Annotated in this window: 22 protein-coding genes; 7 read left to right on the forward strand and 15 right to left on the reverse strand. The window is 58.5% G+C overall.

Going from position 1 to position 24,089, the window contains the following annotated elements:
- The first annotated feature begins 34 nt into the window (after positions 1–34).
- The 3 genes from HKK53_RS08255 to HKK53_RS08265 all read left to right on the forward strand — a co-directional run bounded on the left by HKK53_RS08255 (position 35) and on the right by HKK53_RS08265 (position 2,765).
- Positions 35–1,075 carry a DUF6708 domain-containing protein gene (locus HKK53_RS08255; RefSeq protein ID WP_237150736.1) on the forward strand — a complete coding sequence of 347 codons (1,041 nt, stop codon included), beginning with the start codon at positions 35–37 and terminating at the stop codon, positions 1,073–1,075.
- A gap of 362 nt (positions 1,076–1,437) precedes the next feature.
- Positions 1,438–2,481, forward strand: coding sequence for a hypothetical protein (locus tag HKK53_RS08260; protein ID WP_237150738.1), 1,044 nt, complete (start codon positions 1,438–1,440; stop codon positions 2,479–2,481).
- Entirely contained in the window at positions 2,478–2,765 is a 288-nt protein-coding gene (locus tag HKK53_RS08265; protein WP_169370398.1) for a hypothetical protein, read from the forward strand. Before HKK53_RS08260 ends, HKK53_RS08265 begins: the two co-directional genes overlap by 4 nt.
- 2 nt (positions 2,766–2,767) lie before the next feature.
- On the opposite strand, the gene HKK53_RS08270 is transcribed toward HKK53_RS08265, so the two are convergent.
- From HKK53_RS08270 to HKK53_RS08290, 5 genes are read right to left on the reverse strand one after another with little or no spacing between them, the layout of a single operon-like run.
- The gene (locus HKK53_RS08270; RefSeq protein ID WP_169370399.1) at positions 2,768–3,241 is read right to left on the reverse strand and encodes a hypothetical protein; all 474 of its coding nucleotides are present in this window, start codon (positions 3,239–3,241) and stop codon (positions 2,768–2,770) included.
- 5 nt (positions 3,242–3,246) lie between these two features.
- Complete coding sequence (locus HKK53_RS08275) at positions 3,247–3,987, reverse strand: hypothetical protein (RefSeq protein WP_169370400.1); 741 nt, start codon at positions 3,985–3,987, stop codon at positions 3,247–3,249.
- 45 nt (positions 3,988–4,032) lie between these two features.
- A complete protein-coding gene (locus HKK53_RS08280) occupies positions 4,033–4,575 on the reverse strand; it encodes a CbrC family protein (RefSeq protein WP_169370401.1) in 543 nt (180 codons plus the stop codon).
- A gap of 28 nt (positions 4,576–4,603) precedes the next feature.
- The gene (locus HKK53_RS08285) at positions 4,604–5,131 is read right to left on the reverse strand and encodes a DUF4303 domain-containing protein (protein ID WP_169370402.1); all 528 of its coding nucleotides are present in this window, start codon (positions 5,129–5,131) and stop codon (positions 4,604–4,606) included.
- Positions 5,128–5,718, reverse strand: a complete 591-nt coding sequence (locus tag HKK53_RS08290) for a hypothetical protein (RefSeq protein WP_169370403.1) — start codon at positions 5,716–5,718, stop codon at positions 5,128–5,130. The genes HKK53_RS08285 and HKK53_RS08290 overlap by 4 nt, the downstream gene beginning before the upstream one ends.
- A gap of 247 nt (positions 5,719–5,965) precedes the next feature.
- Here HKK53_RS08290 and HKK53_RS08295 point away from each other — a divergent pair, with 247 nt between their 5' ends.
- Positions 5,966–6,436 (forward strand): SMI1/KNR4 family protein, encoded by a 471-nt coding sequence (locus tag HKK53_RS08295; RefSeq protein ID WP_169370404.1) that lies wholly within the window; start codon positions 5,966–5,968, stop codon positions 6,434–6,436.
- Positions 6,437–6,907: 471 nt separating this feature from the next.
- Positions 6,908–7,933 (forward strand): hypothetical protein, encoded by a 1,026-nt coding sequence (locus HKK53_RS08300; protein WP_169370405.1) that lies wholly within the window; start codon positions 6,908–6,910, stop codon positions 7,931–7,933.
- A gap of 54 nt (positions 7,934–7,987) precedes the next feature.
- Here the strand turns inward: HKK53_RS08300 and HKK53_RS08305 are convergent, their stop codons facing one another.
- The 6 genes from HKK53_RS08305 to HKK53_RS08330 form a co-directional block, all read right to left on the reverse strand.
- Positions 7,988–8,812, reverse strand: coding sequence for a VanW family protein (locus HKK53_RS08305; RefSeq protein WP_169370406.1), 825 nt, complete (start codon positions 8,810–8,812; stop codon positions 7,988–7,990).
- A gap of 429 nt (positions 8,813–9,241) precedes the next feature.
- Positions 9,242–9,409 (reverse strand): hypothetical protein, encoded by a 168-nt coding sequence (locus HKK53_RS08310; protein ID WP_169370407.1) that lies wholly within the window; start codon positions 9,407–9,409, stop codon positions 9,242–9,244.
- Between the two features lie 11 nt (positions 9,410–9,420).
- Entirely contained in the window at positions 9,421–9,663 is a 243-nt protein-coding gene (locus HKK53_RS08315) for a hypothetical protein (RefSeq protein WP_169370408.1), read from the reverse strand.
- Positions 9,664–9,725: 62 nt separating this feature from the next.
- Positions 9,726–10,778 (reverse strand): lipocalin-like domain-containing protein, encoded by a 1,053-nt coding sequence (locus HKK53_RS08320; protein ID WP_169370409.1) that lies wholly within the window; start codon positions 10,776–10,778, stop codon positions 9,726–9,728.
- Positions 10,768–13,239, reverse strand: a complete 2,472-nt coding sequence (locus HKK53_RS08325; protein ID WP_169374210.1) for an ABC transporter permease — start codon at positions 13,237–13,239, stop codon at positions 10,768–10,770. Before HKK53_RS08325 ends, HKK53_RS08320 begins: the two co-directional genes overlap by 11 nt.
- A 1-nt stretch (position 13,240) precedes the next feature.
- A complete protein-coding gene (locus HKK53_RS08330) occupies positions 13,241–13,909 on the reverse strand; it encodes an ABC transporter ATP-binding protein (protein WP_169370410.1) in 669 nt (222 codons plus the stop codon).
- Between the two features lie 205 nt (positions 13,910–14,114).
- Between HKK53_RS08330 and HKK53_RS08335 the strand changes: the two genes are divergently transcribed.
- Together HKK53_RS08335 and HKK53_RS08340 are read left to right on the forward strand one after the other, a co-directional pair.
- A complete protein-coding gene (locus tag HKK53_RS08335; RefSeq protein ID WP_169370411.1) occupies positions 14,115–16,067 on the forward strand; it encodes an acyltransferase family protein in 1,953 nt (650 codons plus the stop codon).
- 105 nt (positions 16,068–16,172) lie between these two features.
- Positions 16,173–18,149, forward strand: coding sequence for an alkyl/aryl-sulfatase (locus HKK53_RS08340; protein ID WP_169370412.1), 1,977 nt, complete (start codon positions 16,173–16,175; stop codon positions 18,147–18,149).
- A gap of 285 nt (positions 18,150–18,434) precedes the next feature.
- Here HKK53_RS08340 and HKK53_RS08345 read toward each other — a convergent pair whose 3' ends face one another.
- The 4 genes from HKK53_RS08345 to HKK53_RS08360 all read right to left on the reverse strand — a co-directional run bounded on the left by HKK53_RS08345 (position 18,435) and on the right by HKK53_RS08360 (position 24,078).
- Positions 18,435–19,778 carry a DUF1254 domain-containing protein gene (locus tag HKK53_RS08345; protein ID WP_169370413.1) on the reverse strand — a complete coding sequence of 448 codons (1,344 nt, stop codon included), beginning with the start codon at positions 19,776–19,778 and terminating at the stop codon, positions 18,435–18,437.
- A gap of 164 nt (positions 19,779–19,942) precedes the next feature.
- Positions 19,943–21,280 (reverse strand): DUF1329 domain-containing protein, encoded by a 1,338-nt coding sequence (locus HKK53_RS08350; RefSeq protein WP_169370414.1) that lies wholly within the window; start codon positions 21,278–21,280, stop codon positions 19,943–19,945.
- Positions 21,281–21,291: 11 nt separating this feature from the next.
- On the reverse strand, positions 21,292–23,118 hold the full coding sequence (locus tag HKK53_RS08355; protein WP_169370415.1) for a DUF1302 domain-containing protein: 1,827 nt from the start codon (positions 23,116–23,118) through the stop codon (positions 21,292–21,294).
- Positions 23,119–23,226: 108 nt separating this feature from the next.
- Complete coding sequence (locus tag HKK53_RS08360; RefSeq protein WP_169370416.1) at positions 23,227–24,078, reverse strand: AraC family transcriptional regulator; 852 nt, start codon at positions 24,076–24,078, stop codon at positions 23,227–23,229.
- Between the last annotated feature and the right edge of the window lie 11 nt (positions 24,079–24,089).

Here is a 24,089-nt window from a genome sequence, read left to right on the forward strand (position 1 = left end):
AGAACCCGAGACCTCTACTTGACGAGCCATACCCTTGAAAAATAGATATGACCGACTGCCTCAAGCAGGTGACATCGACAGAGAATCAGGCACTGAAACACTCTATTTATCACCAAAGCCAGTGCCAACCGGAGTGCAGCCTTTCAGTGCTCGCCAGCTACACCGCTATGCCGATGAAGTAGTCTTGGACTTTGCCGTTTCTAGAGGAAGCTTTGAGTTTATGACTCGAGCCGGAATCGGGGCGGTTATGTTCCTGTTGATTTTTCTGTTTTTCACAACGGGTTTCGGATCCTGGATAAGACGTGACATAGAACCTTTCTGGAGTAGCTGGCTGGATTTCTTCACAAGTATTGCCGTTTGGGGTTTTGTGGGAGCGCTGGCCACTCTCTACCTTTGCGTGTTTTTCTTTGCAATTCGTCGGGTAAGCAATCAACCTCCTGTGCGCTTCAATCGTCAGCGTCGCGAGGTCGTCTTTGTTCCCAAAAAAGGCATGACCCCACGTTATGTACCGTGGGAGGAAGTCATTACGAGTGTCTCGATCAGCAAATTGATCACTCAATATGCTGTCATTCCTGAATTCAAATTAATGATTGGGCTACGTGAGACGAAAAACGGCGATGTGCTTTGGATCAGTGTTCCAAGTGGAAATTTGAATCAGGCGATCGCTGAGTGGGAGGCAATCCGTGTCTATATGGAAGATGGACCGCAAGCCTTGCCCGAGGGGCAATCGGATGAATTCGAAGCCGGCTCGGTCGCCTACTTCCATATGTGTAGAAAAGGTTATCGCTCCCATCATTCATTGCTTCGATATGTCTTCGGCTTCTTGATAGTTCAGTTTTTCAGTGGCTGGACGATTCCTTGTTACCTTGCCGTCTGGATCAATAACCGCCCTAAAGCAGGCTTCCCAAGGGAGGTTCTGGAGTGGTCGCTACCGCGCCCTATTGAAGAACATGCAATACCTGGCGAGGAACTGATTAAGGAAAGTGCTGAGATCCGAAAGGCATTTTCAGAAGGAAAGAACTTGCTGGACTACTTCAAGATTAAGCTTGGCGAGTTGAACAAAATACCTACATAAAGCAGACAGATTTTTATCTGTGACGGGGCTTCCCAGAGCCCCCCTTCGACGCAAAACACACACGGCAAACCGGGAAGATTCCCCTGCAAGGAGCAGGACGCATGTTGAACATATCCGTCCGGCCAAGTCACCTAAATCCAACCCGCTACGCGGCAATAGCCCGTGGGTGTTGCCCGCTACCGTGAATCGGCGATTATTCAAACGCTCGCTGATGTGAGAACAGGGGATTTCAATGAATGTTGTGTCCTTTAGTCGACATATTCCATTCCAGCTTTCGCCTGATCTTAAGCTATTTTGTCGCGACTGAAGAAGGTGCTGTATCGGCTAGCTCTAAAGCTGCCAACGACTAGATAAAACGCAAGATGGCCTCACTGTCCGCTTACTTCTGGATTAATATCGATACCGGACGGCCAAGGCGCACCGTTCACACCGCGCCGCGCCTAAAGGCGCGCATCTACTCAATGACAGGGACGCAAGCACTCATGCACTCAACCGACTTCCACGCTTCTTCCGCCACCGGCGAGCTGATCGCGACGTTCCGCCAGGGCAAGGCCTTTTTGATTTTCAGCCTGATATTGGCCGCTGCGTTTTTGGGCCTCGCCGTGTTCGTCTTCTATCTGAGCACGATTTTGCCGATGGGCAATGACGGCCCGGTCAGTCTTCAGACGTCCCGAGGCATGACTCTCAATTTCGCCAGCACACACGTCATGTTTTATTTCACGACCGGTTTGTTGGCCATTGTGGGGCTGTGCATATTGGGTATCTACGTTTGGCAAAAGAAGCTGCGTAATACCCACTACGAAGTTTATGAACACGGCCTCGTGCGCATCACTAAAGAGCAGCGCGACTACATGCCGTTTGCTGAGATAGAAGACCTGTATCTGTTCAGCTCCGGGCAAACTGCATTGACCGGCCTGATCACAAACCTGGCCTATCGCCGTAATGCCGCAGAGCCGTTTCATCGGGTTCTCGAATCCCTCAAAGGCTTTCAGAAGTTTCAGGAACTGGTTCGTGAGTTGCACGTACGCGCGCGCCTGCCGTCTGTTGCACAAACGCTGGAGTCGGGCGGCTCCGTAACTTTCAACTGCATCAATTCAAAGCAGGTTTGGGGCAAGCGAGTGACCGGTAACTTCCTCAAAATAACTACGGCGCCAATTGTTGTGCGCCAGGATTTCCTCGAGTACCAAGGCAACAAAGTGCCGATGTCGTCGCTGCGTACGGTAGACCTCAACGCCTGGACCGAAGACGTGGTGATCAAGGACGAAAACGGCAAGCCCGTATTGTCGACCACCACCACCGGCATCCTGAGCCATGACCTGTTCCTCAATACGCTTGATGTCGTATTGGCTGTTGAAGAGCAAGCACGCGAGTCAGCAGCAGATGTTTTCGAGATGAACAGCAAATGATGATCTATCGCGGCGCAGGCTGGATGACCTTGTTAACACCAATAGTCATGGTGCTGTTATTGATGTGGTTGTTGATGGATCCCAGCGTTAAGCCCGGCAATGTATCGCTCATGCATTTTTTGATGGGGGTGGGTATTGGTTCAGCCATCAACGTTGTGCTGGGCTTTGTATTGAATCGCCAGGTTCACGCCGATGGCGTTCGCCACCACTTCTTTTTCATGCCGATGCAGTGGCCGGCGCTGGCGATTGCGGTTGTCTGCGCAGTGATTGCCTTGCTGAAATAAGCTTACTGACCGCTCGGCAAGGGCGGTCGCGTTTCGACTTGTTCAAGGCTTACACGGTAGGTGGTGTAAGTATCGCCGTCTTCCAGGTAAAGGTTGCTCTGGTAATCCGAGACTGCGCCTTTGAGCTTGATGTGCAGGCCGTTGGAGACTCGCTGGATTACCACGTCTTTCAAGTCAGTGTCCGAGACCAGGAAGGGCGGGGTCTTGCCGAGGCGCACCTTCATCGTCTCATTATTCCTACTGCCGCCGTTGTTGACGTAGAACCTCAGGCTTTTGGGCTCATCTGGATCCCTGGCATCCTGAACGATGTAGATCGACTGCCCCGGAATGAAGCCTTGCTTCAGGACTATCTCAGAAGGGAATTCCGGTTTGTGCAGGTATGCATAGATGAAAACGCCTACAAGGCAGAGCAAAAAGATAATCGAGAGATACTTTTTAACTCTGACTACAAGGGTTTGCAGTTCGATCTTACTCATGGGATTCAGCTGTAATCGAAGGTGAATAGCACCAAGCCTTCAATCGGTTCGTAGAACATGACGATCAGGTCTGCGCCGGCCGTCCGGTAATGCCAGCCCGGAACGCTTGCCACGTGGAAAAACCGGTTACCCGCAGGGCTCAGGGGGTAGACATTCGAATCGCCGCGGTCGGGGTCCAGTTCAACGATGTGCATTGGAAATTCGACCGCCTCCACCCAGTTGGCGCAGCCATCGACTTCGCCGCCCAGTTGCGCGACAAATTCCACTGCATACAACGGTTCGCCATCCTCACGCGCCAGCACGCCGCTGGTTTTAAACCTTTCAACGGTGGCGGCAAACGCGCGGTGCTGATCGGCGTAGTGCCGCTCCAGATCCGCTCTCGCCTCCGGGTGAGGATCAGCCAGCTGTGCATTCCCCTCGTGCAGAAAGAAGTAGCGTGGATCGCCGCACAAGCGATACCGCCCTTGCTCGACCTTGAAGCCGATCCAGTTGGTTTTCAGCAGGTAGCCATGGTACCCGTCCCACTCGGTCAGCTCGCCGACAAAGCCCTCGTACGGCTCCAACGGGCTGAGCATGTGCAGCACGCCCGACCACTCGGGGTTTACGGTGCTGATATCCAGGCTGAACAAAGGGTGCAGATGGTTGGCCAGTTCCAGTTGATCGGCGACAAACACGTCTTCAACAGGCGGGAACGGCAGCATGCCGGTGGGGACTTTGGTGAAGTCGGGGGTGTGATCGTCACTCATCAGAGGTTCTTCCTTGTGGGTCGCTACGGGTTGAGCACTTGGGTATCAATGGCTGTCTTGGTAAGCGCCCAGCGTGGCGCAGTGGCGACATTTGAACAGGTAGGCGGTAGGCCCATGATCCTTATCCAGGGCATTGAAGAACGCTTGCCACTGCGGACCGTCCTCCAACCCTGTTGAGTCCTGAACGGCGGCGATGGCTGCCGGGCCCAGTTCAAGCAACTCTGCATGGCCGACCTTACCGACAAACTCGGCTGCGTCGTCGCAGTGAGTGAACCAGCACTCTTGCTGCCAGCCGTTAAAACCAGGCGTGCGCTGGCTGACTTCGGCGATCTGCGCCTCGCTCAGCGTGTCTTCGCCGTCCAGGCCGATACTCTCGTCATCGACAAACGTCGCGCCCAGGCGCTGGTGCGCACTCCCGTCGGCAATGCACCAAGGGCAGATGCAGTTTTCGTATTCATCAATGGCGTATACCGGGCCCACATAAATGTAGCCTCGCGCCTGATTGCAGCTCACGCAAGTGGCGGAAGAGGGTTGCACCGAACCGCTACCGACGGGATCGGGATGGTAAATAAAGTGGGGCAGTGTCATGTACGCATCCTTGTTAAATGCATGCCTTTCATTGCTCGACCTGCTCTAACCAAGTCTTGAATTCGAGGGCTTGCTCGGGGGTATTGAGTTGCGTAATCCAGGTGATTTCTTCCGGCACGCTTTGAAAGTCAGAGACTGTGAATACATAAATGGCGTTCTCAAACGCGCACCTCGTTAGCGGCTTCAAGGCCGCAACACAGTGTTCGAAGACGAGCGCGCGGTGACGTTCAACATCTTCATCGGGAATCGAATCAGCCAAGTCCCACAACAGGTTCGACAGGGCGTTGAAGTGTTCGCCACCGAACGTTTCGTGGCTCCATTCAGCGGGTGACCATTTGAAGTACCCCTGCTCAGCAGGTTCTTCAGCCTGCACGCGCGCCAAGTGATCAGCCGTGTTGAACGACGGCACCAACGTCCGCGCATCGGCGTCTGAGTACAGTGCAAACCCACAGACATCGGCGGTGGGGTGCGCTTGGCGAAACTGCTCGATGGCCTTTTTGCACGCTATCTGAATATCTCGCTGAAAATGGTCGTTGATCTGGCCCGAGTCGCTCATTCAAAAAAGAACCTCATGAAACCATCCACATCCGTGCCCTCAACATCGCCGACCACTTCCCTGACCCTGGACAGAAAGGCGGGCGTATAGTCGTCGTCATCGTCGCAAGTGGCATCATTAAACTCGTTCAATTGCACCGCGATACCCGCTTCCAGCGCGCCTATCAGCGCGAGAATATTCGCCGCGACCTTGAATGAGCGCTTTTGAATCGAGCCAAATATGGCGGAGTGTTCATCAAGGCGATCATAAACCAGCACATCGCCATGGCGATCAGCGAACACAGTGAAGCTGTCTTTCCAGCCCCACGCCGGATTTTCATCACCTGTTGCGTGCCATCCCTCCTGCGCTTTGGGCAAGTCGTCAGGACCATAGAGCGCAAGCATGAAATCCCCGCCGATCATGGGGCGATCAGGGAAGTCTATCCACTGGAAGTAGCTGCGCATGATTCCGGCTCTGGGGGCTTCGGCAATAGCCGTAAGGTCCGCTGGACTCTCGCGCAGATGCAGTTGGCCGAGGGAGTCAGGCCACGTATTGAATAGCGTGACGAACTGCGCAAATGCTTGCGGTGCTTCATCAGGAGTCGTCATTAACAAATATCCTTATTTGATCAAAACAGCTGCGTTCGCCAACCCTCAATCGTCCAGCACTGTATTTAAGGCGCGGTGGGCTGGGGGCATTGGTCGGCTTAAATGGGGCATGGACACGTTCGTCCGTCCACCTGTGCGGCAATAGCTGGTCAACCTCACTCGCCCGCTGCGTCGGCAGCGGCGTAAGTATATCCTTCAGATGGCCCCGTCATCGAGGTAGCGCGACAGCCCTGCCCAGCACTTCAAGATGTCACTGATTGGCTCTCAGCAAAAGCTTTCCATGGGCGGCAAAGGGTTTTTCTTCACGTGTGATCTCTACGAAAATGACCATATTCGGCGAGAACTGGATGTCCGGGATATTATTAGCTTCAGAACAAAGTGCATTCCGCTCCTGATCCTGAAAATAGACAATGGAAAAGAATGGGGTGCATTAGCCCTGGACATTCTGAGTCAGCACTCAATATCTGGCGCAGGCACCTGCATAAGCGAGTTTTACTCGTTCTCCCCGTCATTAAAGGCTGGCACTATTGTTTGGCACACCAGAGTTGCCGGGCTGCCAACTGGATGGGTAGCCATTGCCAGGGATGCGGGTGATTGTCTTATTTGTCTGACTTTCAATACACGCTCCACCACTGTCGAGATGTTCGATCCAGAATCCGGCAGTACAGGCTTTGTAGCTAACAGTTTTAATGATTTTGTTGGCTTATGGCGAGAGTAGGATAGGGCTCGGCTGGGGAACCCAGTTGCACATAATTAACTGGCAATGGCTTTGCGGTTTTCTAAAGACGCAAGAACATCCCGAAACCCTACTGAAAAATGCATTTATCAAATATGTATTCACTGTAGCTAATCACATAGAGGATGCGAGCGACCTACTGGAAAACATCGGTTGTTATAATTATCTTCGCAGAAAGCCCCCTGCACTATCTGCAAATGATTTCAAAACCTATGGCTGCAACCTCGACCTTGAAAGTCTTTAAACCATTAAAAACTTATAAAGTCTGATATCGCACCCCAGCGAAGTGCATACATCAATTGAAAAATCCCCACCGCATGGACGAATCCGATAACGCAACCCAATGTTTAATCTGGCTTTTTGACTGCCACACAGGTTGAATACCCCCATTTCCGCCTGACGCATGGCCGTCGGCGAGTGAAACCGGATCACCACCCAGCAAAGGAATGACCCTTGTTTACCATCGCACGCCCCCTCGCCCTGCTTTTGGCGTTGTCTGTTTCTCTTGATGCCGCGGCATTGTCACTTCGTTCAGAAAAGCGCGCCGACGGCACCACCGTGCTGCAGCTCTCCAACGCGCCCGCCGCCGCACGGCCGCCTCAACTCAATGAAGATCCGGCGATACGCGCGGCGTTGGTTGATTTCATCGGTTACGCCACCGGCAGTTACACCCTCGACGGCAGTTTGATCGTGTCGCAGATACTCGATGCCCTGGATTCAGAATTCACGACGTTTGAGGAAGGCGTGCCGGCCGGGCGCACGATGCTGACCGCCATGGATGACGGTAACCACGGCGACGAGCGCGGCGCGCTGTTGTTGGACGAAAAGGGGCAGTTGATCGCCGTGGGGTTGGTCAATGGGCATTGCACCGTGAAATCGCGTACGGAGACGTTGTCCTGCAACCCGGGGCCCGAAACCGTGCTGACGATTTTCCAGGCCAAAGGTGCGAAAAAGAGCGACGCAGACCCGATCATTGTCTGGAGCAAACAGTTGCCGCCACTGGTGGCGTATTGGGCTGAAAGTGAAGATCCCGAAACACGCGCCAAGGCGCAGAAGATCGGCTCGGTCGAATACATCACCACTGCCCCGAACAAACCGTCCTGGACGACTGCGCAATTGCCGTCTGACTTCCCGAAGGCGATGCTCCCGCTGCTGCCAACGAATTCCTATCTATCGGGCGTTGGCGCCGATGGATTTTACATTTCGCCCGGTATCAAAGGCTCCCCGATGGAGGGTATGTTCGACCAGATTGACGGCCGCCCCATGCATGAGTTCGAGGTCATGTTGCAGACTTATATGCCGTTCGCCGACGTGCTGAGGTTTTACCAACAGCACGCCAAAGGTGCCGAGTTACAAGCCAATGATGAAAAGGCACGGGTTGACGGCGTTGCTGGCGGCGGCACCTACAAAATCGACATCCGGGATCAAGAGGATGAAGGCACCGCGATTACGTTTACTGCCTGGAGAAAAGAGGTCTGATCACCTTTAAATGCTAAAGATGAAAAACAGGTGATCTTGTGATCACCTGTTTGTTTATATGACGACCGGACTTTCAAGTAACGCGTCATCCACCGCGTACTTGACCACCACCCGATTTCGATAAAGACGTTCACTCTTCACCAACTGACTCTCCTGCCCTTTGGTGCTTACATCGCGCCAGATTTCGTTCTCTCGAAACACCCGATCGCCGTCGCGCACAAATCGATGCGCCCGTTGATAAACGTGATAGCGAAACTCCCGCACCCGATCACACAACAACTCCCCTTCCAACTGTTGCTCGCCGACATTCAGTTTCAACTGAAAATGCCGATCCGTCGGGTTGTACAACACCAAATCAACATAGTTATAAAAAATCGCTGCCCCGGAACCGAATGGCAATACCCGGCCTTCATCGGGAAAGGGATCGAAGCTGTGATTGGACCGCTCGACCACCACCAGCGGCGAGTGAATCGCCATCCAGTGGATCAGGTTGCTCAATTGGCAGATCCCGCCACCGACGCCCGTGCGTGCCTCACCGAAGGACAATTCCATGCCTTCGACGTACCCGCGTCGACGAGTCGGTCGACCCACTAACCGGCAAAAGGAAAAATATTCGCCCGGGGCAATGACGACACCGTCGACAGAAGCCACTGCAAGTTTCAGGTTAATGACTTTGTTATGTTGCAGTGCAATATCGGAATTGCCCAGTTTTCGAATCAGTTTGGAGGTGTGCTTGAGGTAGCGAAACGGCAAGCGGGTACTGTCCAGCGACACGGCGAATGTCTTACGGGAATAGCGCCAGGACAGTTGGCGGAACAGTCGTTTTTGCCACACGCGAAGCCAGTAGAGGGCCGGGTGGTAGAGGGAAAGTGGTTTCATCCGTGTCAGATCGGCGGCGGCCGTTTTCTTCCTTGAGTAAAAAGCCGCGCATCTTAACGTATTGCTGCAAGTGCGTGTCGCACTAAAAGAAGGTGTTCGCCCAGTGTAATGGCCTGGCAATCCATGCACCGGTAAAGAGCCCTGACACTGGGCGAACGCAACGCATATTAATAGAAGTTGGCGAAGATGTCCGCATACATATACATGAAATTTCATGCCCACAACTTTGTGTGGATATTTATCGACATCAAACTTACAAACACCAAACTCACCAACTGGAACGTTAAGCTGATTATTCTTATACAAGAGTCGTACAAGAATAATCAGTTTATGTAGAGCTACTACTCAGATTTTGTGTTGTCGATTCACTTTCAATGATATCGGTGTAAGTGACAATAACGCTTTTTTGCCGATGACCATTGCCGCCAATCAGGGAGTGTTCGCAGTTTCCTGGGCGGTGGATTCGCCGCTGTCGGTACCCTTGCTGTTTTCCTTGCGCTTGGTCGGGTCGGTGGGGCGCAGGGCGTCGTTGTCGCGCTCGGTTTCGCCGGGTGGCCGGGGTTCGTCGGGGTGTTCGGATTCGGTGATGGGTTTCAAATGGGGCCTCCTCAGGCTTCAGGGTCGTCGACTTCCTCGGCGACGTTGACGGCGGGCGAGTCCTTGTGGGATTGCTCGGCCTTGGCTTTCAGGGTTTGCCATTGCTCGAGGTCGATGGCGCCCTGCCCCAGCAAGTCGTCGGCCACTCGCAGCAGTTCGCTGTAGTGGGCGTCGGGGGATTGTTGCCAGTAGGCCTTGTCGTCGAACAGGCGTTGCCAAGTGGCGAGATCCGGGGGTTTGAGGTCGTCGCTCATGGCGGACTCCAGGGAACGGGCTTCATAACGTAGGAGGACGTCGTTGCGGCGAGAGTTCCGATTCAATAACCGGTCATTTCCAGATACCCCTGCCCCGCATGACTGCCGCTCAACCGCACCGGCCCTTCCCAATACGGAATGCGCAAATCCATCCATGCATTCGGGTTCAGCGCGTTAATGCTGATAGCCAGGTGTTTATCGGGGATTTTTATCGACCAACGCACAGGCATGGCTCGGCCGGCGACCTTGGCGGTGTCCTCGGGCGTGAGGCTGATGTCGGCGCCATGCAATAACTGCGTTTTGCCCTGGGCGTCGATCCAGGTGCCCGTCACAAAAGGCGCGCCGTCCTTTTGCCGCATGCGGTAGAGCATCACCTGTTCGCCACTGTCCAGGTGCAGGGAAAACCAGTCCCAGCCCGTCTGGTTGGCGGTCAGCGGCTGGCTGCTCCATTCGCGGTCAAGCCACGCCGGGCCGCTGACGGTGTAGGTTTTGCCGTCGATCTCCAGCGAACCATTGGCCTGGAAAAACGGCTGGCTGTAGTAATACGAGGCCTGGCCTTGTTCGGATTTTTGACTGAAACCATGATCGCCCTGAAGCACCAGCGGACGGCTGGACGTCAGCCGCAGTTGATAGCTGAACCTCTGGTCCCACGCGCTGAGCTGCAAATCGGTCATAGGACCGCTGAATTGCCAATCATCGATCCACGCCTTGAACGGCGCCACGTTCACACCTGCCTGACCCACACCGCCTCGCGCATAGCGTTCAGCAGCGTGATGCACCGTTGCCGAGGTGACCGCCGCATGCCCGAGCCAGATCGTCTGGTTGCTCCAGCCCGCCACCTCGGGCGTAGCCTTCAAGGCGCTGCGAAACAACGTCCACTGCACGCCAAACTCGTTGCCTTGAGCGTCCTTGAGATTGGCGGTGACGTACCACCACTCGATACGAAAACCATCATGCGGCCCATGATCCGCCGGAAAGCTGAACACTCGACCGGGCACCACCGGGGTAAACGCGGACGCCTCGCCGCCCATCCCGGCGAAGCCTTTTTCATCGGGTGCCGAGTTATCACAACCGCTCAACAAAGCCAAAATCAACAGCCCGGCCTTAATCTTCATGAGCAAACGTCCTCAACAGATCCGCCGGCCGGGTGCGATACAAGGTGTACAGCGGCCACGCCGACGCCAGCAACGTGGCGAGCCCTGCCAGCCCCATCAACTGCACCAGTTGCAATGGAAACACTCGCAACGGCAGGCGCCAGCCGAAGGCCTGGACGTTGATCACCGAGTCCAGGCACCACGCCAGAGCAATGCCCAGCGGCAGCGCCAAGACCAGCGTCAGCAGCGCCAGCAACCAGGTTTGCCCGAGGTTGAGCAGCATCAGTTGCCGCCGCGTGACGCCCAGCGCCCACAGCGGCGCGAGTTGGCCGAGGCGGCTCTGGCTCTGGGTCAGCAGGCTGATGAACAGCGCGACGCCGGCCACGCCGAGGGTCAAGCTGTTGAGCGCGGCGGTGGCGGCAAAGGTGCGTTCGAACACTTGGGTCGACCAGCCCTTGAGACGCGCCTGATCGACGATGCGGTTGTCGTCCAGCGCGAAACGATTTTGCAGCGCAACAAGGAATGACGGGGTCGCCGTCGGGTCGATACGCAGGTTAAAACGGTTCGGCGTGAGCTGCGGCCAGCCGCGCAGCAGGTGATTGACGTTGACCAGCACGTGACCCTTGGGATTGCCGTAGTCGGCGTAGATCCCGACCACTCGCGGTGACCACGAGCCATTCGGCGTCGGGATCGTCAGGTGATCACCCAACTGCACTTTCAAGCGCCGCGCCAGTTGTTCGCTGAGCATCACCGTGTCGTCCTTGGCCAGGCGCTCCCACGGGTTGTCCCCCACCGCTTCCAGCAGCGGCCAGTGCTGGCGGTAGTTGGGATGGTCGATCACGCCGTAGACGTCCGCTGGCCAGCCTTGCAACTGGATCGACACTTGCCAGCTCGGCAACACGGCAGTGACTTGCGGTTGTTGTTTGAGCCAGGTTTGCAACTCGCGGGCCTGGGCCGGGTTTTGCGGGTTGAGGTAAAGCTCGGCGGTGAGGCGTTGTTCGAGCCAGTCACTGAAGGTCTGGCGGAACCCGGCGGTCATGCTGCCGGCGCCGATGTTCGCCGCCAGCGCCAGCAGCAACGCCATCAGCGCCAGGCTCAGGGCCGGCAGTTGCTGGCGGCAATCAGCAAGAAACCATTGGCCGAGCACCGTACGACTGCGGTGCAGCACCAGGTTGAGCACGGCGTTGAGCAACACCGGCAGCGCCAGTGCCGCGCCAAGCAGCAACGCGGCCATCAGCACAAAACCGCTGGCCAGGCTGTCGCCCAAGATCAATGCCAGCAGCGCGATCACTGCCGCCAATGCGGCGACCCAACCCTGGCGCCGCAACCACCGCGCATGAGCCTGATGCCAGGCCTGCGGATTGGCCAGCGCCAGCAACGGCAAACGTGCCGCGCGCAGCAGGCTGTTGGCGCCGGCCAGCAAGGCGCCGAGCAGGCTCAGGCCAACACCGCTGAGCCACCACCATGGACTCAAACTCAACTGCCCCGCCACTTCGGCGCCGTACAACCCGCGCAGACTGGCGGCGACGTCCGGCAACAGGACAGTGGCCAACAGATAACCGCTGGCGACCCCGGCGATGCCGCCGATCAGCGCCAAGCCACCCAATTCGACAGCGAGGCAGCCAATCAACATCCGCGCACTGACCCCGCAGGCGCGCAGGGTCCGGAGCAAACCCCGGCGTTGCTCCAGCGCCAGGCCGATCGCCGCGTGCACGATGAACAGGCCGACCACGAAGGACAGAAAACCCAGGGCATCGAGGTTCAGGTGAAAGCTTTCGGTGAGGCGCGCAAGGTTGTTTTCTTCGCCGCTGGTCTTGAGTTGGAGTTGGCCTTTGAATTGATCCGCAAGCGCCGCGTGAAAATCCTTGGGCAACAGCAGGCGCGACAGTTGATCCGGCAGGCCGAGGATTTGCTGGGCGAAGCCGATGTCCACCAGCAACACACCGGGCGCCATGTCCGGTTGGGCATGCAGCGGCGGCAAGGTCTGACCGCTTTCGGAAATCGGCGTTTCACCTTCATGTAAACCCAAGGCCTGTAAGGTCTGCGGCGCAATCCAGGTACGGCCCGGCGGGCTGAAAAATTCGACGATCCGTTCCATCGCCAGCGCCTGCCCCGCCACCGCCGAACCGGCCGGCAACGACACCGGCTCGATGCCCATCAACTGCAAGCGCTGATCGTCGTGGCCCTTGAGCGTCAGCCGGCCTTGCAGCACCGGCGACACCGGCCAACCCGCCCGCCGCAAGTCGACAAACAATTGCTGAGAGAAGACGCCGCCACTCGGCGCGCTGAGGCTGGCCTGGGGTTCGCCGCCGATCAACTGACTGGCCTTGGCATAACTTTCCCGGGCCTGACTGTTCAAGGCCTGCACCCCGGTCAGCAAACTGGTGGCCAGCCACAACCCGGTCAGCACGCTGAAAAACTGTACCGGGTGCTGGCGCCAATGGCTCAGCAACGCGCGCAAGGTTTCACGAAAGACTCGCACCTCAGCGCACGTCCGCGTCAGCCAGACGGCCATGATGCAGCACCACTTTTTCCGCCAGACGCGCCGCCACCCGTGGGCTATGGGTGACCATCAATAAAGTCGTAGGCGTGTCGTCGAGCAACTCCAGCAACAACTTCAACACCTCGTCGCTGGTCGCTTCATCGAGGCTACCGGTGGGTTCATCCGCCAGCAGCAGTTTCGGTTGCGAGGCCAACGCGCGACCGAGTGCGACCCGTTGCTGTTGGCCGCCGGACAACTGCTCCGGGTAACGCTTCAGCAAATCACTCAAGCCCAGTCGCTGCACCAGATGCGCCTGCCAACGCGCATCGTGGCGCCCGGCAAGGCGTGCCTGGAACGCCAGATTATCCTCCACCCGCAAGCTGCCGATCAGGTTGAACTGCTGGAACACCAGGCCGATTTCGCTGCGCCGCCAATTCGCCAATTGCCCTTCGTTCATCCGCTCCAGCCGATGCTCGCCGCTGCGGATGCTGCCGCTGTCGACCTTGTCCAACCCGGCGATCAGGTGCAGCAAGGTGCTTTTGCCACTGCCCGACTCGCCCATTAGCGCCAGGCTGCTGCCGGGTTTCAAGGTGAGGTCGATGCCTTGCAGCACTGGCAATGGACCTTGCGGGGTGGCGTAGCTTTTGAAGACGCCTTGGACCAAAAGCATGGGAAAACCTGATGGGTGAACGTGAGGCAAGGATAGCGGACGTCCGGTTGAACACGTAATCATCCGCGCAAAACCTAAATAAAACCTATCGCGAAAAGTTATTAAAAACCGTCATTTCTGACAGTTGTTTGCCGCGCGACGACGCGGCGAGCATTAGGCGGTCGGCGGTCCACCTCGGATCAACGCCCGGATGGATGGCCAAGGGATGACACAAAACAATTACCGTCGGGACATCGACGGACTTCGCGCGGTGGCGGTGGTTGCGGTGTTGATCCACCACCTCAAACCGAGCCTGCTACCGGGCGGGTTCGTCGGGGTTGATATCTTCTTTGTCATTTCGGGCTTCCTGATCACTTCCCAGGTTTACGCCGAGATCAAGCGCAAGACGTTCTCGCTGAAGGGCTTTTACCAGCGACGCATCAACCGCATCGTTCCGGCCCTGATCACGGTGCTGTTGGCCAGTGTGATTGCCGGGGTATTCATTCTTTCACCGGTCGATCTGATTCGGCTCAACGTCAGCGCGCTGTTTTCCTTGATGGGTGTCTCGAACATCTACATCTGGATGAAGTACGGCAACTATTTCGCCGCCGATGCCACAGAGGCGCCCTTGCTGCATACCTGGTCGCTGGGGATTGAAGAGCAGTTCTACGTGATCTGGCCGCTGTTTATCGTCCTGCTGGTGCGCCTGGCACCGCGTTATGTATTGCCGATAGTGGGCCTCGGCGTGATGGTCGCGGTGGGGATTTCGGAGTACGGCACCGGCCTGTTCGTTACGGCCGCTTACTACCTGTTGCCCACGCGGTTTTTCGAGCTGATGCTGGGAGGGCTGCTGGGGATTTATCTGTACCAGCCGCGCCCCCTTGGCAGGCTGCGGGCCCACAGTTATGCGCTGGCCGGGTACCTATTAATCGGGTTTGCGCTGGGGACATTGAACGCCGATTCCAACTTCCCCGGGATCAATGCGCTGATCCCGTGCCTGGGCGCCTTCCTGTTGATCCTGGCCGGCAGCGGCGACTTTCGCTCGACCTTGTTGACCAGCCGGCCGATGGTATTTATCGGCTTGATCTCTTACTCGCTTTACCTATGGCATTGGCCGCTGATTGCCTATCTCAACTACCTCGGCATTCACCTCAATCTTGCCGCAGCGATGCTGGTGGTCGCGACCTCGATCCTGCTCTCGTGGCTATCCTGGCGTTATGTCGAGGTGCCGTTTCGACGCAACGGTGCCGCGATGCATTTGCACCAGGTGTTTACCCGGCGCTTTGCCCTCCCTGCATTGGGGCTGGCGGTGTTGGCCGGGCTGAGTGTGCAATGGAATGGCTTTACGCAGCGCTTCAGCCCCGAAGTGGCGACGCTGGAGGCGATGACGCTGAGCAAGCCCAGCGAGATTCGTCGGGGGTGCCACGTGACCAATGCGCTGTACCGCACCGAACCCAGCGCGGCCTGCCGGGTGGGGGCCGATAAGCCACGGATCGACGGCATCATGATCGGTGATTCGTTCGCCAATCACTTCACCGGCATGGTCGATGTCCTGGCCAAGCCCAACGGCATCACGCTCATGGATTACACCATGGACTCCTGCCCGCCGATCATGGGCTACACCGCAGGAATGTCCGCCGTGTATGCCACCCATTGTGTGAAACGCAACGAGCGCGTGTTCGAGTTGATCCAGCAGAATAAATATCCCTACGTCGTCCTCGCGGGGATCTGGCCGAAGAATGAAGCCGCCAGGGACATGGTCAAGGCGAGTATTCAGCGGGTGGTCGAGAACAGCGGCCAGGTTATCGTCATCTTGAGTAACCAGCCGATTGAAAAGGCCGCGAGCTGTCCCATCCGCCGCTTGATGTTCGGCATTGATCGCGACTGCTCGGTGAAGCGAAGTGCACTGCCCGCCTATTGGGCTGATGTGCGGCAGGCGTTGCCTCAGGTTCGCTTTATTGATCCCAATGTGGTGATTTGCCCCAACGGTATTTGCAGCCCGATCATTCAGGGCACGTTGTTGTACCTGGACAATGCCCACCTCAGCGAAGTGGGTTCGCGTTTCATTGGCCAGACATTGCTGAACCGGGGCGACTCTTTGTTGGCCGATCACACGAGGCCTGCCAACGCGCAGGCGTCGGCATTGCTTGCGACGCCGAGCCAAGCGCCGGCACGATAAAACGGCCCACTGCATGGTTTTTGTCCGTTGACGATTGCCGCCCCGCACGACGGGCGCCCTACCCTCGAGGCTGGTCTAACCATAACGATAAAAACCGGAGACGCCATGCCTCGTTTCACTTTAAGCCCTCGTGGCCTGTTGGCCTGCTTGATCACCGCTTGCCTGACGCAATCGGTCTACGCCGTCGATGAACCGGCCAGTGCCAGTTCGATCACTGCCACGCAAAACGCAGCGGTGCTGCAACACTTGCCGTTCAGCGACCGTACGGACTATGAGTCGGTCAGCCGTGGCTTGATCGCGCCGTTCAAGGGCCAGGTCAAGGATGCGGCCGGCAAGGTCATCTGGGATGTCTCGGCTTACGACTTCCTGGCGAACGACAAGTCGCCGGAGTCGGTCAACCCGAGTCTGTGGCGCCTGGCCCAGCTCAGTGCACACGCCGGCTTGTTCGAGGTCAGCCCGAAGATCTATCAGGTGCGCGGCCTCGATGTGGCCAACATGACCATCATCGAAGGTGACGACGGGCTGATCATCATCGACCCGTTGACCATGGCCGAAACCGCCAAGGCTGCGCTGGCGCTGTACTACGCCAATCGTCCGCACAAACCGGTGGTGGCGGTGATCTACAGCCACACCCACGTTGACCATTTTGGCGGCGTGCGCGGGGTCATCGACGAGGCCGACGTCAAGGCCGGCAAGGTCAAGGTGTTCGCGCCGTCCGGGTTCATGGAACACGTGATGAGCGAGAACGTGTACGCCGGCAACGCCATGAGCCGCCGCGCCCAATACCAATTCGGCAGTCTGCTGCCCCGTGGCGAGAAAGGTCAGGTGGATTCAGGCATGGGCAAGAGTCTGCCCACGGGCGGCACCATCACCCTGATCGAGCCCACCGACCTGATCGGCAAGGAACTGGAAACCCGCACCATCGCCGGTATCGAGGTGGAATTCCAACTCACCCCCGGCACCGAAGCGCCGTCGGAGATGAACCTCTACCTGCCGCAGTTGCGCGCCTTGTGCATGGCCGAAAACGCCACGCAAATGATGCACAACATCCTCACCCCGCGCGGTGCGCAAGTGCGTGACGCCAAAGCCTGGGCGCAATACCTGGACAGCAGCCTGGCGCGTTATGGCGACAAGAGCGACGTGCTGTTTGCCCAGCACAACTGGCCGACCTGGGGCAGCGAGCGGATCCGCACGTTCCTGGCGGATCAGCGCGACATGTACGCCTTCCTCAACGACCGCACCTTGCACCTGTTGAACCAGGGCCTGACGCCGATGGAAATCGCCGACAACATGCAAAAGCTGCCCGGCGATCTCGACCAGAAGTGGTACACCCGTGGGTATTACGGCTCCCTGAGCCACAATTCCCGGGCGGTGTATCAGCGTTACATGGGTTTCTATGACGGCAACCCGGCCAACCTCAATCCACTGCCACCCGTGGAAACTGCCCAGCGCACCGTCGAGGCCATGGGTGGCGGCGCGGCAGTGATCGAGAAGATGCGCGCGGCGATGGCCAAGGGTGACTATCGTTGGGCTGCGCAATTGGGCAATCAGTTGCTCTTCGCCGAACCGGACAACGCCGCCGGCCGTAGCGCCCAGGCCCAAGCCCTGGAGCAGACGGGCTATCAGAGCGAGAACGCCACCTGGCGCAACATGTACCTGACCGGGGCCATGGAACTGCGCAACGGCGTACCGCAACATGCCGGCAGTTCAGTGTCGGTGGACATGGTGCGGGCGATGACGCCGGACATGTTCTTCGATTACCTGGCGATTCGTCTCGACAGCGACAAGGCCGTGGGGCATGACTTGACGCTGAACTGGACGTTCGAGGACCAGAAGAACAAGGACTTCAACCTGACCCTGCGCAATGGCGTGCTGACCCACCGCGCAGGCCTCAATGCAGCGGCGGATGCCAGTGTGAGTTTGAGCAAGACGACGCTGGAACAGATCAGCCTCAAGCAGCTGGATTTCCCGACGGCGATTCAGAAAGGCTTGATCAAGTTGCAAGGGAACGGGAAGAAACTTGGGGAGTTGCTGGGGAGCCTGGATACGTTCAGTCCGCAGTTCAATATTGTGACGCCGTAAAGTTCAAGAGATCGCAGCCTCGTTTCACTCGACAACTCCTACAGGGCTTACGCATTCACACGTAGGAGCTGTCGAGTGAAACGAGGCTGCGATCTTTTGCTTGATCGTTCCCACGCTCTGCGTGGGAATGCAGCCCGGGACGCTCCGCGTCCCAAAGCGTGACACAGAGCGTCACAAGAGGCATTCCCACGCGGAGCGTGGGAACGATATCAAACCACCTCAACCCCAGGCATCTCGCCCTGCAATGGCGGGCTCTGATCGCCCGATCGCCCGATCGACCGACGATCAAGGCTCAACCCGCGCAATCGTCGGCATTTGATAACCACCGTCCAGCGCCCCGGCCTTGGGCAGGTACAAGCGCAGCAATAGATTGAACGGACCTTGCGGGGTCGGCAGCCAGTTGCCCTGTTGTGCGGGAGCGCCGGGTTGCAGGATCAGGGTCAAGCCACCGTCGGCGTCGTAACGCAGGTCGGGGCTGCGATCGCCCAGGGCATAACGCTGGATCGGATTGGCCGCCAGCAACTGGGTTTTGCCGTCATACAAAGTCAGGGACCAGAAGGCATTCACCGGCGGCAATTGCCCGGCGGGGAAATGCAGGCGATAGGCGTTGCGGCCATCCAGCATCTGCCCTTGGGCATCGTGCAAGGCCATCGGGTACACCGCTTCCACCGGGTCGTTGGCGTAGATGTAGCGCCAGGCCACCGCCGCGCGGGTCAGGTCATCGTCGCCGAATTTGCCGACATTGGCCGGCGAACGAAACCAGCCTTGCTGCTCCACCGACACTTGGCTTGAGGCCACGCGTACTTGCTCACGACCGGCTTCGGCGCCTTGGGCAATCGCTTCGCTCAGGTCTGCCGGTGGCTGGAAGGCCGCACCGGGTCTCACGCCGATGGCGGCAAAACGGGCGAGTTTTTCGCGCTCGTTTGGCGTCCACTCGTGCAGCGGCGCCAACGCATTGAAGGTGCCGAACAAGGCCTGGGCCGGCCCTTGTTTGGTGTCTTGGTATGGCGGCAGTTGCAGCGGTGCCGGCAGTTCTGGCACCACGCCACCCACCACGCGGGACAACGGTTGCAAGGCATAGCCCATCAGCACTTTCGCGGCGTCTTTCAGGTCCGTTTCACCCTTGACCTCGGTGCGCCCGAGCAAAAACACCAGGCGACTGGGCGAACGAATTACCCCACTGAAACCCGCCGGCACTTCACCGTGCCAGTCCGGCCCGGCGATCAGGTAACGCCCCGGTTGATTACCCGTGGCGCGGGTGCCGATGTAGTCGAGGTTGTCGGTGCGCATGTCCACCAGTTGGAAGCTGTAGTAGCGCCCCTGCACCTCGGGGACTTCCAGCACCAGCGGCTCGCCGCGCAGGTCGAGCAAGGCGCGGGAGTAGAAGGTGTCGTTGTTCGGTGAGACGACTTTGTTGTCTTCCGGGCCGAGCAAACGCGGTTCGCTGTACAACCGATTGAACGGCAGTTTCGCGGCGATGGCGGTCAGGACTTTGTCGTGTTCGACGGTGGCGTAGGCGAAGACATAAGCCTCTTGCGCCAGCATCTTCGCTTGCGGTTGATCGAGGGTTGCAGCGTGAACAGTGCCCAGGCTTGCGCCGAGGGCCAGAGCAGAAATCCAGTAGCGCATATCAGGTCTCCAGACAAATAAACATCAGCACGCACAACGCTGATCGTTCCCACGCTCCGCGTGAGAATGCAGCCCGAGACGCTCGCGTCCCAAAGCGGACGCGGAGCGTCCATTGAGGCATTCCCACGCAGAGCGTGGGAACGATCAACATGCCAAGGACGGGATTACTTGGCCCAGCGGCGCAGATCCGACGGGGTGTAGTCGTCGGTCTTGGCCGCGAAGCCGACTCGCATCGGCTCGGTCTCTTCGTTGGCCAGGCCACCGGCGTAATAGCGTCCGGAGATCAGGTCGTACGAGGTTTCGAGCACGTTGTAGGTGAAGCCATGGTCGTACTGCTGAATCGCGTGCAGTTCGCCGCTGCGCCACAGTTCACCACGGCTGTCGTATTGGTCTGACTGGGCGATCTGCCAACTGTCCTCATCCACATAAAACCGGCGCTTGGCGTAGATGTGCCGGGCGTTCGGCTTGAGGGTCGCTTCCACTACCCAGACCCGGTGTTTCTCGTAACGGGCCAGGTCCTGATTGATGTGGTTGGGCTTGATCACCTCGTCGTACTTAAGGCTGTGGCTGCCGATTTTGTAACTGTTGTAGGGAATGAACAGCTCCTGTTTGCCGATCAGTTTCCAGTCGAAACGGTCCGGCGCGCCGTTGTAGCCGTCGATGTTGTCGGCGGTGATCAGGCCGTTGCTGTAGCGGGCGCTGTTGTCGTAGGCAATCATCGGCGCCCGACGCACCCGGCGCTGGCCCGGCAGGTATTGCCAGGCCGAACGCGGCTCGGCGACCTGGTCGATCGGTTCGTGCACCAGCACCGCTTCGCCGGACAGCCGCGCCGGTTCCAGTACCCGGCTCTTGAACATGAACAGCATGTTGGCCCCCGGTTCCAGGCCGCCCACGGTGTCGGCGAAGTTGATCAGCGACTGGTTGCGCACGTAACTGGTGGCGCCGTTTTCCCGCACCAGCGCCGAACTGCTGATGCGCTCGTAGCTGCCGCCGCGATAACGGGTCATGTGGTTCCACATCACCTCCAGGCCCTCGGTGGGCAGTGGAAACGGAATGCCGCGAGCGTAATCGTGCAAGCCGTTGCCGCCATCGGCCAGGCTGGTTTTGGCGACGTTGTCGCGACTCTGCGCCAACACCTCCTTGGGCAGGTTGGCGCTGCGATGGCTCGGGTAGATGTTCATCTTGTAGCTGTCGGGGAAGCGCTTGAACAAGGCGATTTGCCCTGGGCTGAGAAATTTCTGGTACTGCGCGACGTTCTTCCCGTCGATGGTGAACAACGGTTTTTCGGCGGCAAACGGATCGCTGTATCCGCCCTTGCTGTCGACGGTGCCGGCGTTGCTCGCCAGGCCGCCGGTCCAGGCCGGAATGCTGCCGTCGGCGTTGGCTGCCATTTCCGAACCCATGGGGGTCAGGGTCTTGCCGAGGGCGGCGGTATCGGTGCCTTTGGCCTGGGCCAGGCCGACGGTGCAGGCCAGCGCCAGCACGCACAATTGCATACGCATAACGGTTCTCCTTAGAAGTCTGCCTTGAAGCTGACGGATGCGAAATCGCGGTCGTCGAGGGTGCTGTAGTCGTTGGAACCGAAGAACGCGTTGTAGGCCAGTTCCACGCTGTAATCGTTGAGGTAGGTGCCGGTCAGGCTCACGCCCAGGGCTTGCTGGCCTTCCTGGAACGGCCCTTGCGGATCGTAGGAATAACCCGAGACGTCATGCCGCCAATTCACCGCCGGGATCAGGTTGATACCGGGCAACACGTCGCTGTATTCGAGGCTGGCGCGCAGGCGATAACCCCAGGACCACGGCGTGGCGAAACCCTTGTCAGTGCAATACTGATTGGTCACGCCCGAGGCCACGGTGTTGCAGGCCGTGCCATTGCGCGGCGCACTGCGGCCGAACGCGGCATTGCGGCCCAGACGCTCGTCACCGAGGTCGTCGATGTGCACCACGCCAACCTCCCCAAACAGACTCAATCGGGTCGCGCCCAATACGTTGTCGAATGCCTGGGTCGCCGAGCCCGTCATCTGCCATACGCCTTTGCGCACCCAGCCGTCGTAGCGACTGCCGTTGTTGATATTGAAACCGGCCGGCAAGTCGACCCAGGAACTGCCGCCCGGCCCGGAAATCACCGCCACGTTGATGTCCGGCGCATTGATCGCCAACGGCATGTTCGGCCGATAGCTCAGCTCGCCGGCCAGGGAAATCCCGCTGATCGGCTCGACGCCATTGAGGCTGATGCCATACAGGTGAATATTCTCCGGAAACGCCGCCGCGTAGCTCGGCGCCTGGACGCCACCGGGGAAGGTGCCGGGCAGGCTGGTGTTCTTCGCATCGAGGGTGAAATACGGCAGCCGCGAGTGATAGTTGATGTAGTAGATCGCCGCCTCGGCATCGTTCAGCGAATGGATCATGTTGCGCAGGGCGAAACCGAACTGGCCGTTGTCGGACGGCGATTCATTGCCCCGAGGCGAGGCGTACAACCCGGCCGCCTGCATCTGTTGATCGGTCTGCACCTGGCTCAGGTACAACGGTCCGCAACCCTTCTGGATCACATCGCTGCTGGCGAAGAAAGTGCCGCAGCCATCGAGCGCGCTGGGGCGCCAGTTGTATTGGTAGAAGCCTTCGAGGTTGAGGCTGTCCGACAGGCCGAAGCTGAAGGACAGCATTTCCACCGGCAACTGGCCTTCCTTGATCTCCACCCCCGGACGGTTGAACGCCGAGACGTCCAGCGGGTTGATCACGTTGATGCCGTTCTGGATCAGCAGCGATTCGCCCCAGGACAACACCTGGTTGCCGACCTTCACCGTCAGCGGACGGTCGGCCACCTGGAAGTCCTTCCAGACGTAGGCGTCGAGCATCTTGAAGCCCTGGAATTTCGACAGGTCGTCCCAACCCGAATCGTCGAACTGCTTGAAGCGCCCGTCGCGGGTTTCGTAGGCATGGTCGTACCAGTATTTGAAGCGCACGAATGCGCCCTGACCCTGGCCATCGAGACTGAAATCGGTGAGGCCCTTGAAGTTCTGCGAGACCGGATCGCCCTTCTCGAAATTGAGCCGGTTGTCGTCGGCGCTGACGCTGGTGCCATTGGCGCGCACGCCTTGGGCCTGCAACGCGTTGGCGCGGGTCATCAGGCGCTTGTCGGGGTTTTGCGTTGACCAGCTACTGCCAAGGGTCAAGGTGGTTTTGGTCGACAGTGTCCAGTCGTCATTAATGTCAAAACTGGTGGCATACGAAGGTCCCGCGAGGACGGCAAGCACCGCCAGCGCAAGGGGCTGCGGGCGGGTTTGGCCAAGCCGATGGCGTCGCGGGCGGACTCCGGCGGTGGCCGAGCATTTTCTTATCATTATTAGGCTCCGGTCAGGATTACTCAGCCCGGACACGGTGCCCAACTCTCAGCCGGCACACGCAAGCGATGGCCGACAAAAAGTAATCATCAGCGTGCGTTCGCGGTGTTAAACCGGCTCGGCACAACCCAGCCGAAACTGCTTGGGCGTGATGCCGAACTGTTTGCGAAAGGCGCGAATAAAGTTGCTCGGCTGGCGATACCCGAGGCGCTCGGCAATGCGCTCGATGGGTTGGTCACCGGCGGTCAGCCAATGCCGCGCCATGTCCAGGCTGTCACTGCGAGCGTGTTGCGCAGCCTCGGTTTGCCAGCGCCGAAGCATGCTCTGATGCAGGAATGGATTGGCCCCGAGCAACGGTTGGTCGAGGCTGGCCAGTGGCAGTGTCAGACACGGGTATGGCCCCTCTTCAACCGCGATGCCGACGCTGTGCAGCCATGGGCCGGCCGCCTGCTGCGAGGTCAGGCTGACGGCGATAAACACCTCGCCCGGCGCCCGCCCGACACGCCGGGCGATGTTGCGCACCAGGCTCAACGTCGCCGCATCCAGGCCAAAGTAATGCGGCAATTGCCCGGCTGCGCGCACATGCAATCGAGCCTGGCCGTCGACCTCCTCAAGTTCCGCCACCACGCAATTGGTCACCCGTGGCAGGAACTCGACGAAACAGGCCAGGCTCGCGCGCAGGGTCGCGGCGGAATCGAGCAGGATATTCAAGCCCTGCAGGCAAGCCGTCGCCATGCCGTTGACCAGTTCACAGCCGAACGTCGCACCGGCACCGGCGCTCTCGCATTCATTCCACAGTTGTTCCACCAGGTGCGCGGGGATGTGCTGCCCTTGGCCGTCGAGCCACGACAGGCTGATGCCGGCCCGTGCCAGCAGTTGGTCCTGGCACAAGCCCGACTGTTGGGCGTGGCTGAGAATGGTGCGGGTAAATGCACTGGAGGCAAAGGGTTGGTCAGGCATGGCAGATGACA

This window comes from Pseudomonas sp. ADAK7 (assembly GCF_012935675.1).
Classification (GTDB): Bacteria; Pseudomonadota; Gammaproteobacteria; order Pseudomonadales; family Pseudomonadaceae; genus Aquipseudomonas.

Bases quoted from the DNA above. Each gene is read 5' to 3' on its own strand.
- HKK53_RS08265 (WP_169370398.1), top strand. From the start codon at position 2,478: ATGATGATCTATCGCGGCGCAGGCTGGATGACCTTGTTAACACCAATA.
- HKK53_RS08355 (WP_169370415.1), bottom strand. From the start codon at position 23,118: ATGATAAGAAAATGCTCGGCCACCGCCGGAGTCCGCCCGCGACGCCAT.
- HKK53_RS08280 (WP_169370401.1), bottom strand. From the start codon at position 4,575: ATGACACTGCCCCACTTTATTTACCATCCCGATCCCGTCGGTAGCGGT.
- HKK53_RS08345 (WP_169370413.1), bottom strand. From the start codon at position 19,778: ATGCGCTACTGGATTTCTGCTCTGGCCCTCGGCGCAAGCCTGGGCACT.
- HKK53_RS08330 (WP_169370410.1), bottom strand. From the start codon at position 13,909: ATGCTTTTGGTCCAAGGCGTCTTCAAAAGCTACGCCACCCCGCAAGGT.
- HKK53_RS08285 (WP_169370402.1), bottom strand. From the start codon at position 5,131: ATGAGCGACTCGGGCCAGATCAACGACCATTTTCAGCGAGATATTCAG.
- HKK53_RS08350 (WP_169370414.1), bottom strand. From the start codon at position 21,280: ATGCGTATGCAATTGTGCGTGCTGGCGCTGGCCTGCACCGTCGGCCTG.
- HKK53_RS08315 (WP_169370408.1), bottom strand. From the start codon at position 9,663: ATGAGCGACGACCTCAAACCCCCGGATCTCGCCACTTGGCAACGCCTG.
- HKK53_RS08295 (WP_169370404.1), top strand. From the start codon at position 5,966: ATGTCACTGATTGGCTCTCAGCAAAAGCTTTCCATGGGCGGCAAAGGG.
- HKK53_RS08360 (WP_169370416.1), bottom strand. From the start codon at position 24,078: ATGCCTGACCAACCCTTTGCCTCCAGTGCATTTACCCGCACCATTCTC.
- HKK53_RS08335 (WP_169370411.1), top strand. From the start codon at position 14,115: ATGACACAAAACAATTACCGTCGGGACATCGACGGACTTCGCGCGGTG.
- HKK53_RS08260 (WP_237150738.1), top strand. From the start codon at position 1,438: ATGGCCTCACTGTCCGCTTACTTCTGGATTAATATCGATACCGGACGG.
- HKK53_RS08340 (WP_169370412.1), top strand. From the start codon at position 16,173: ATGCCTCGTTTCACTTTAAGCCCTCGTGGCCTGTTGGCCTGCTTGATC.
- HKK53_RS08305 (WP_169370406.1), bottom strand. From the start codon at position 8,812: ATGAAACCACTTTCCCTCTACCACCCGGCCCTCTACTGGCTTCGCGTG.
- HKK53_RS08270 (WP_169370399.1), bottom strand. From the start codon at position 3,241: ATGAGTAAGATCGAACTGCAAACCCTTGTAGTCAGAGTTAAAAAGTAT.
- HKK53_RS08275 (WP_169370400.1), bottom strand. From the start codon at position 3,987: ATGAGTGACGATCACACCCCCGACTTCACCAAAGTCCCCACCGGCATG.
- HKK53_RS08320 (WP_169370409.1), bottom strand. From the start codon at position 10,778: ATGAAGATTAAGGCCGGGCTGTTGATTTTGGCTTTGTTGAGCGGTTGT.
- HKK53_RS08290 (WP_169370403.1), bottom strand. From the start codon at position 5,718: ATGACGACTCCTGATGAAGCACCGCAAGCATTTGCGCAGTTCGTCACG.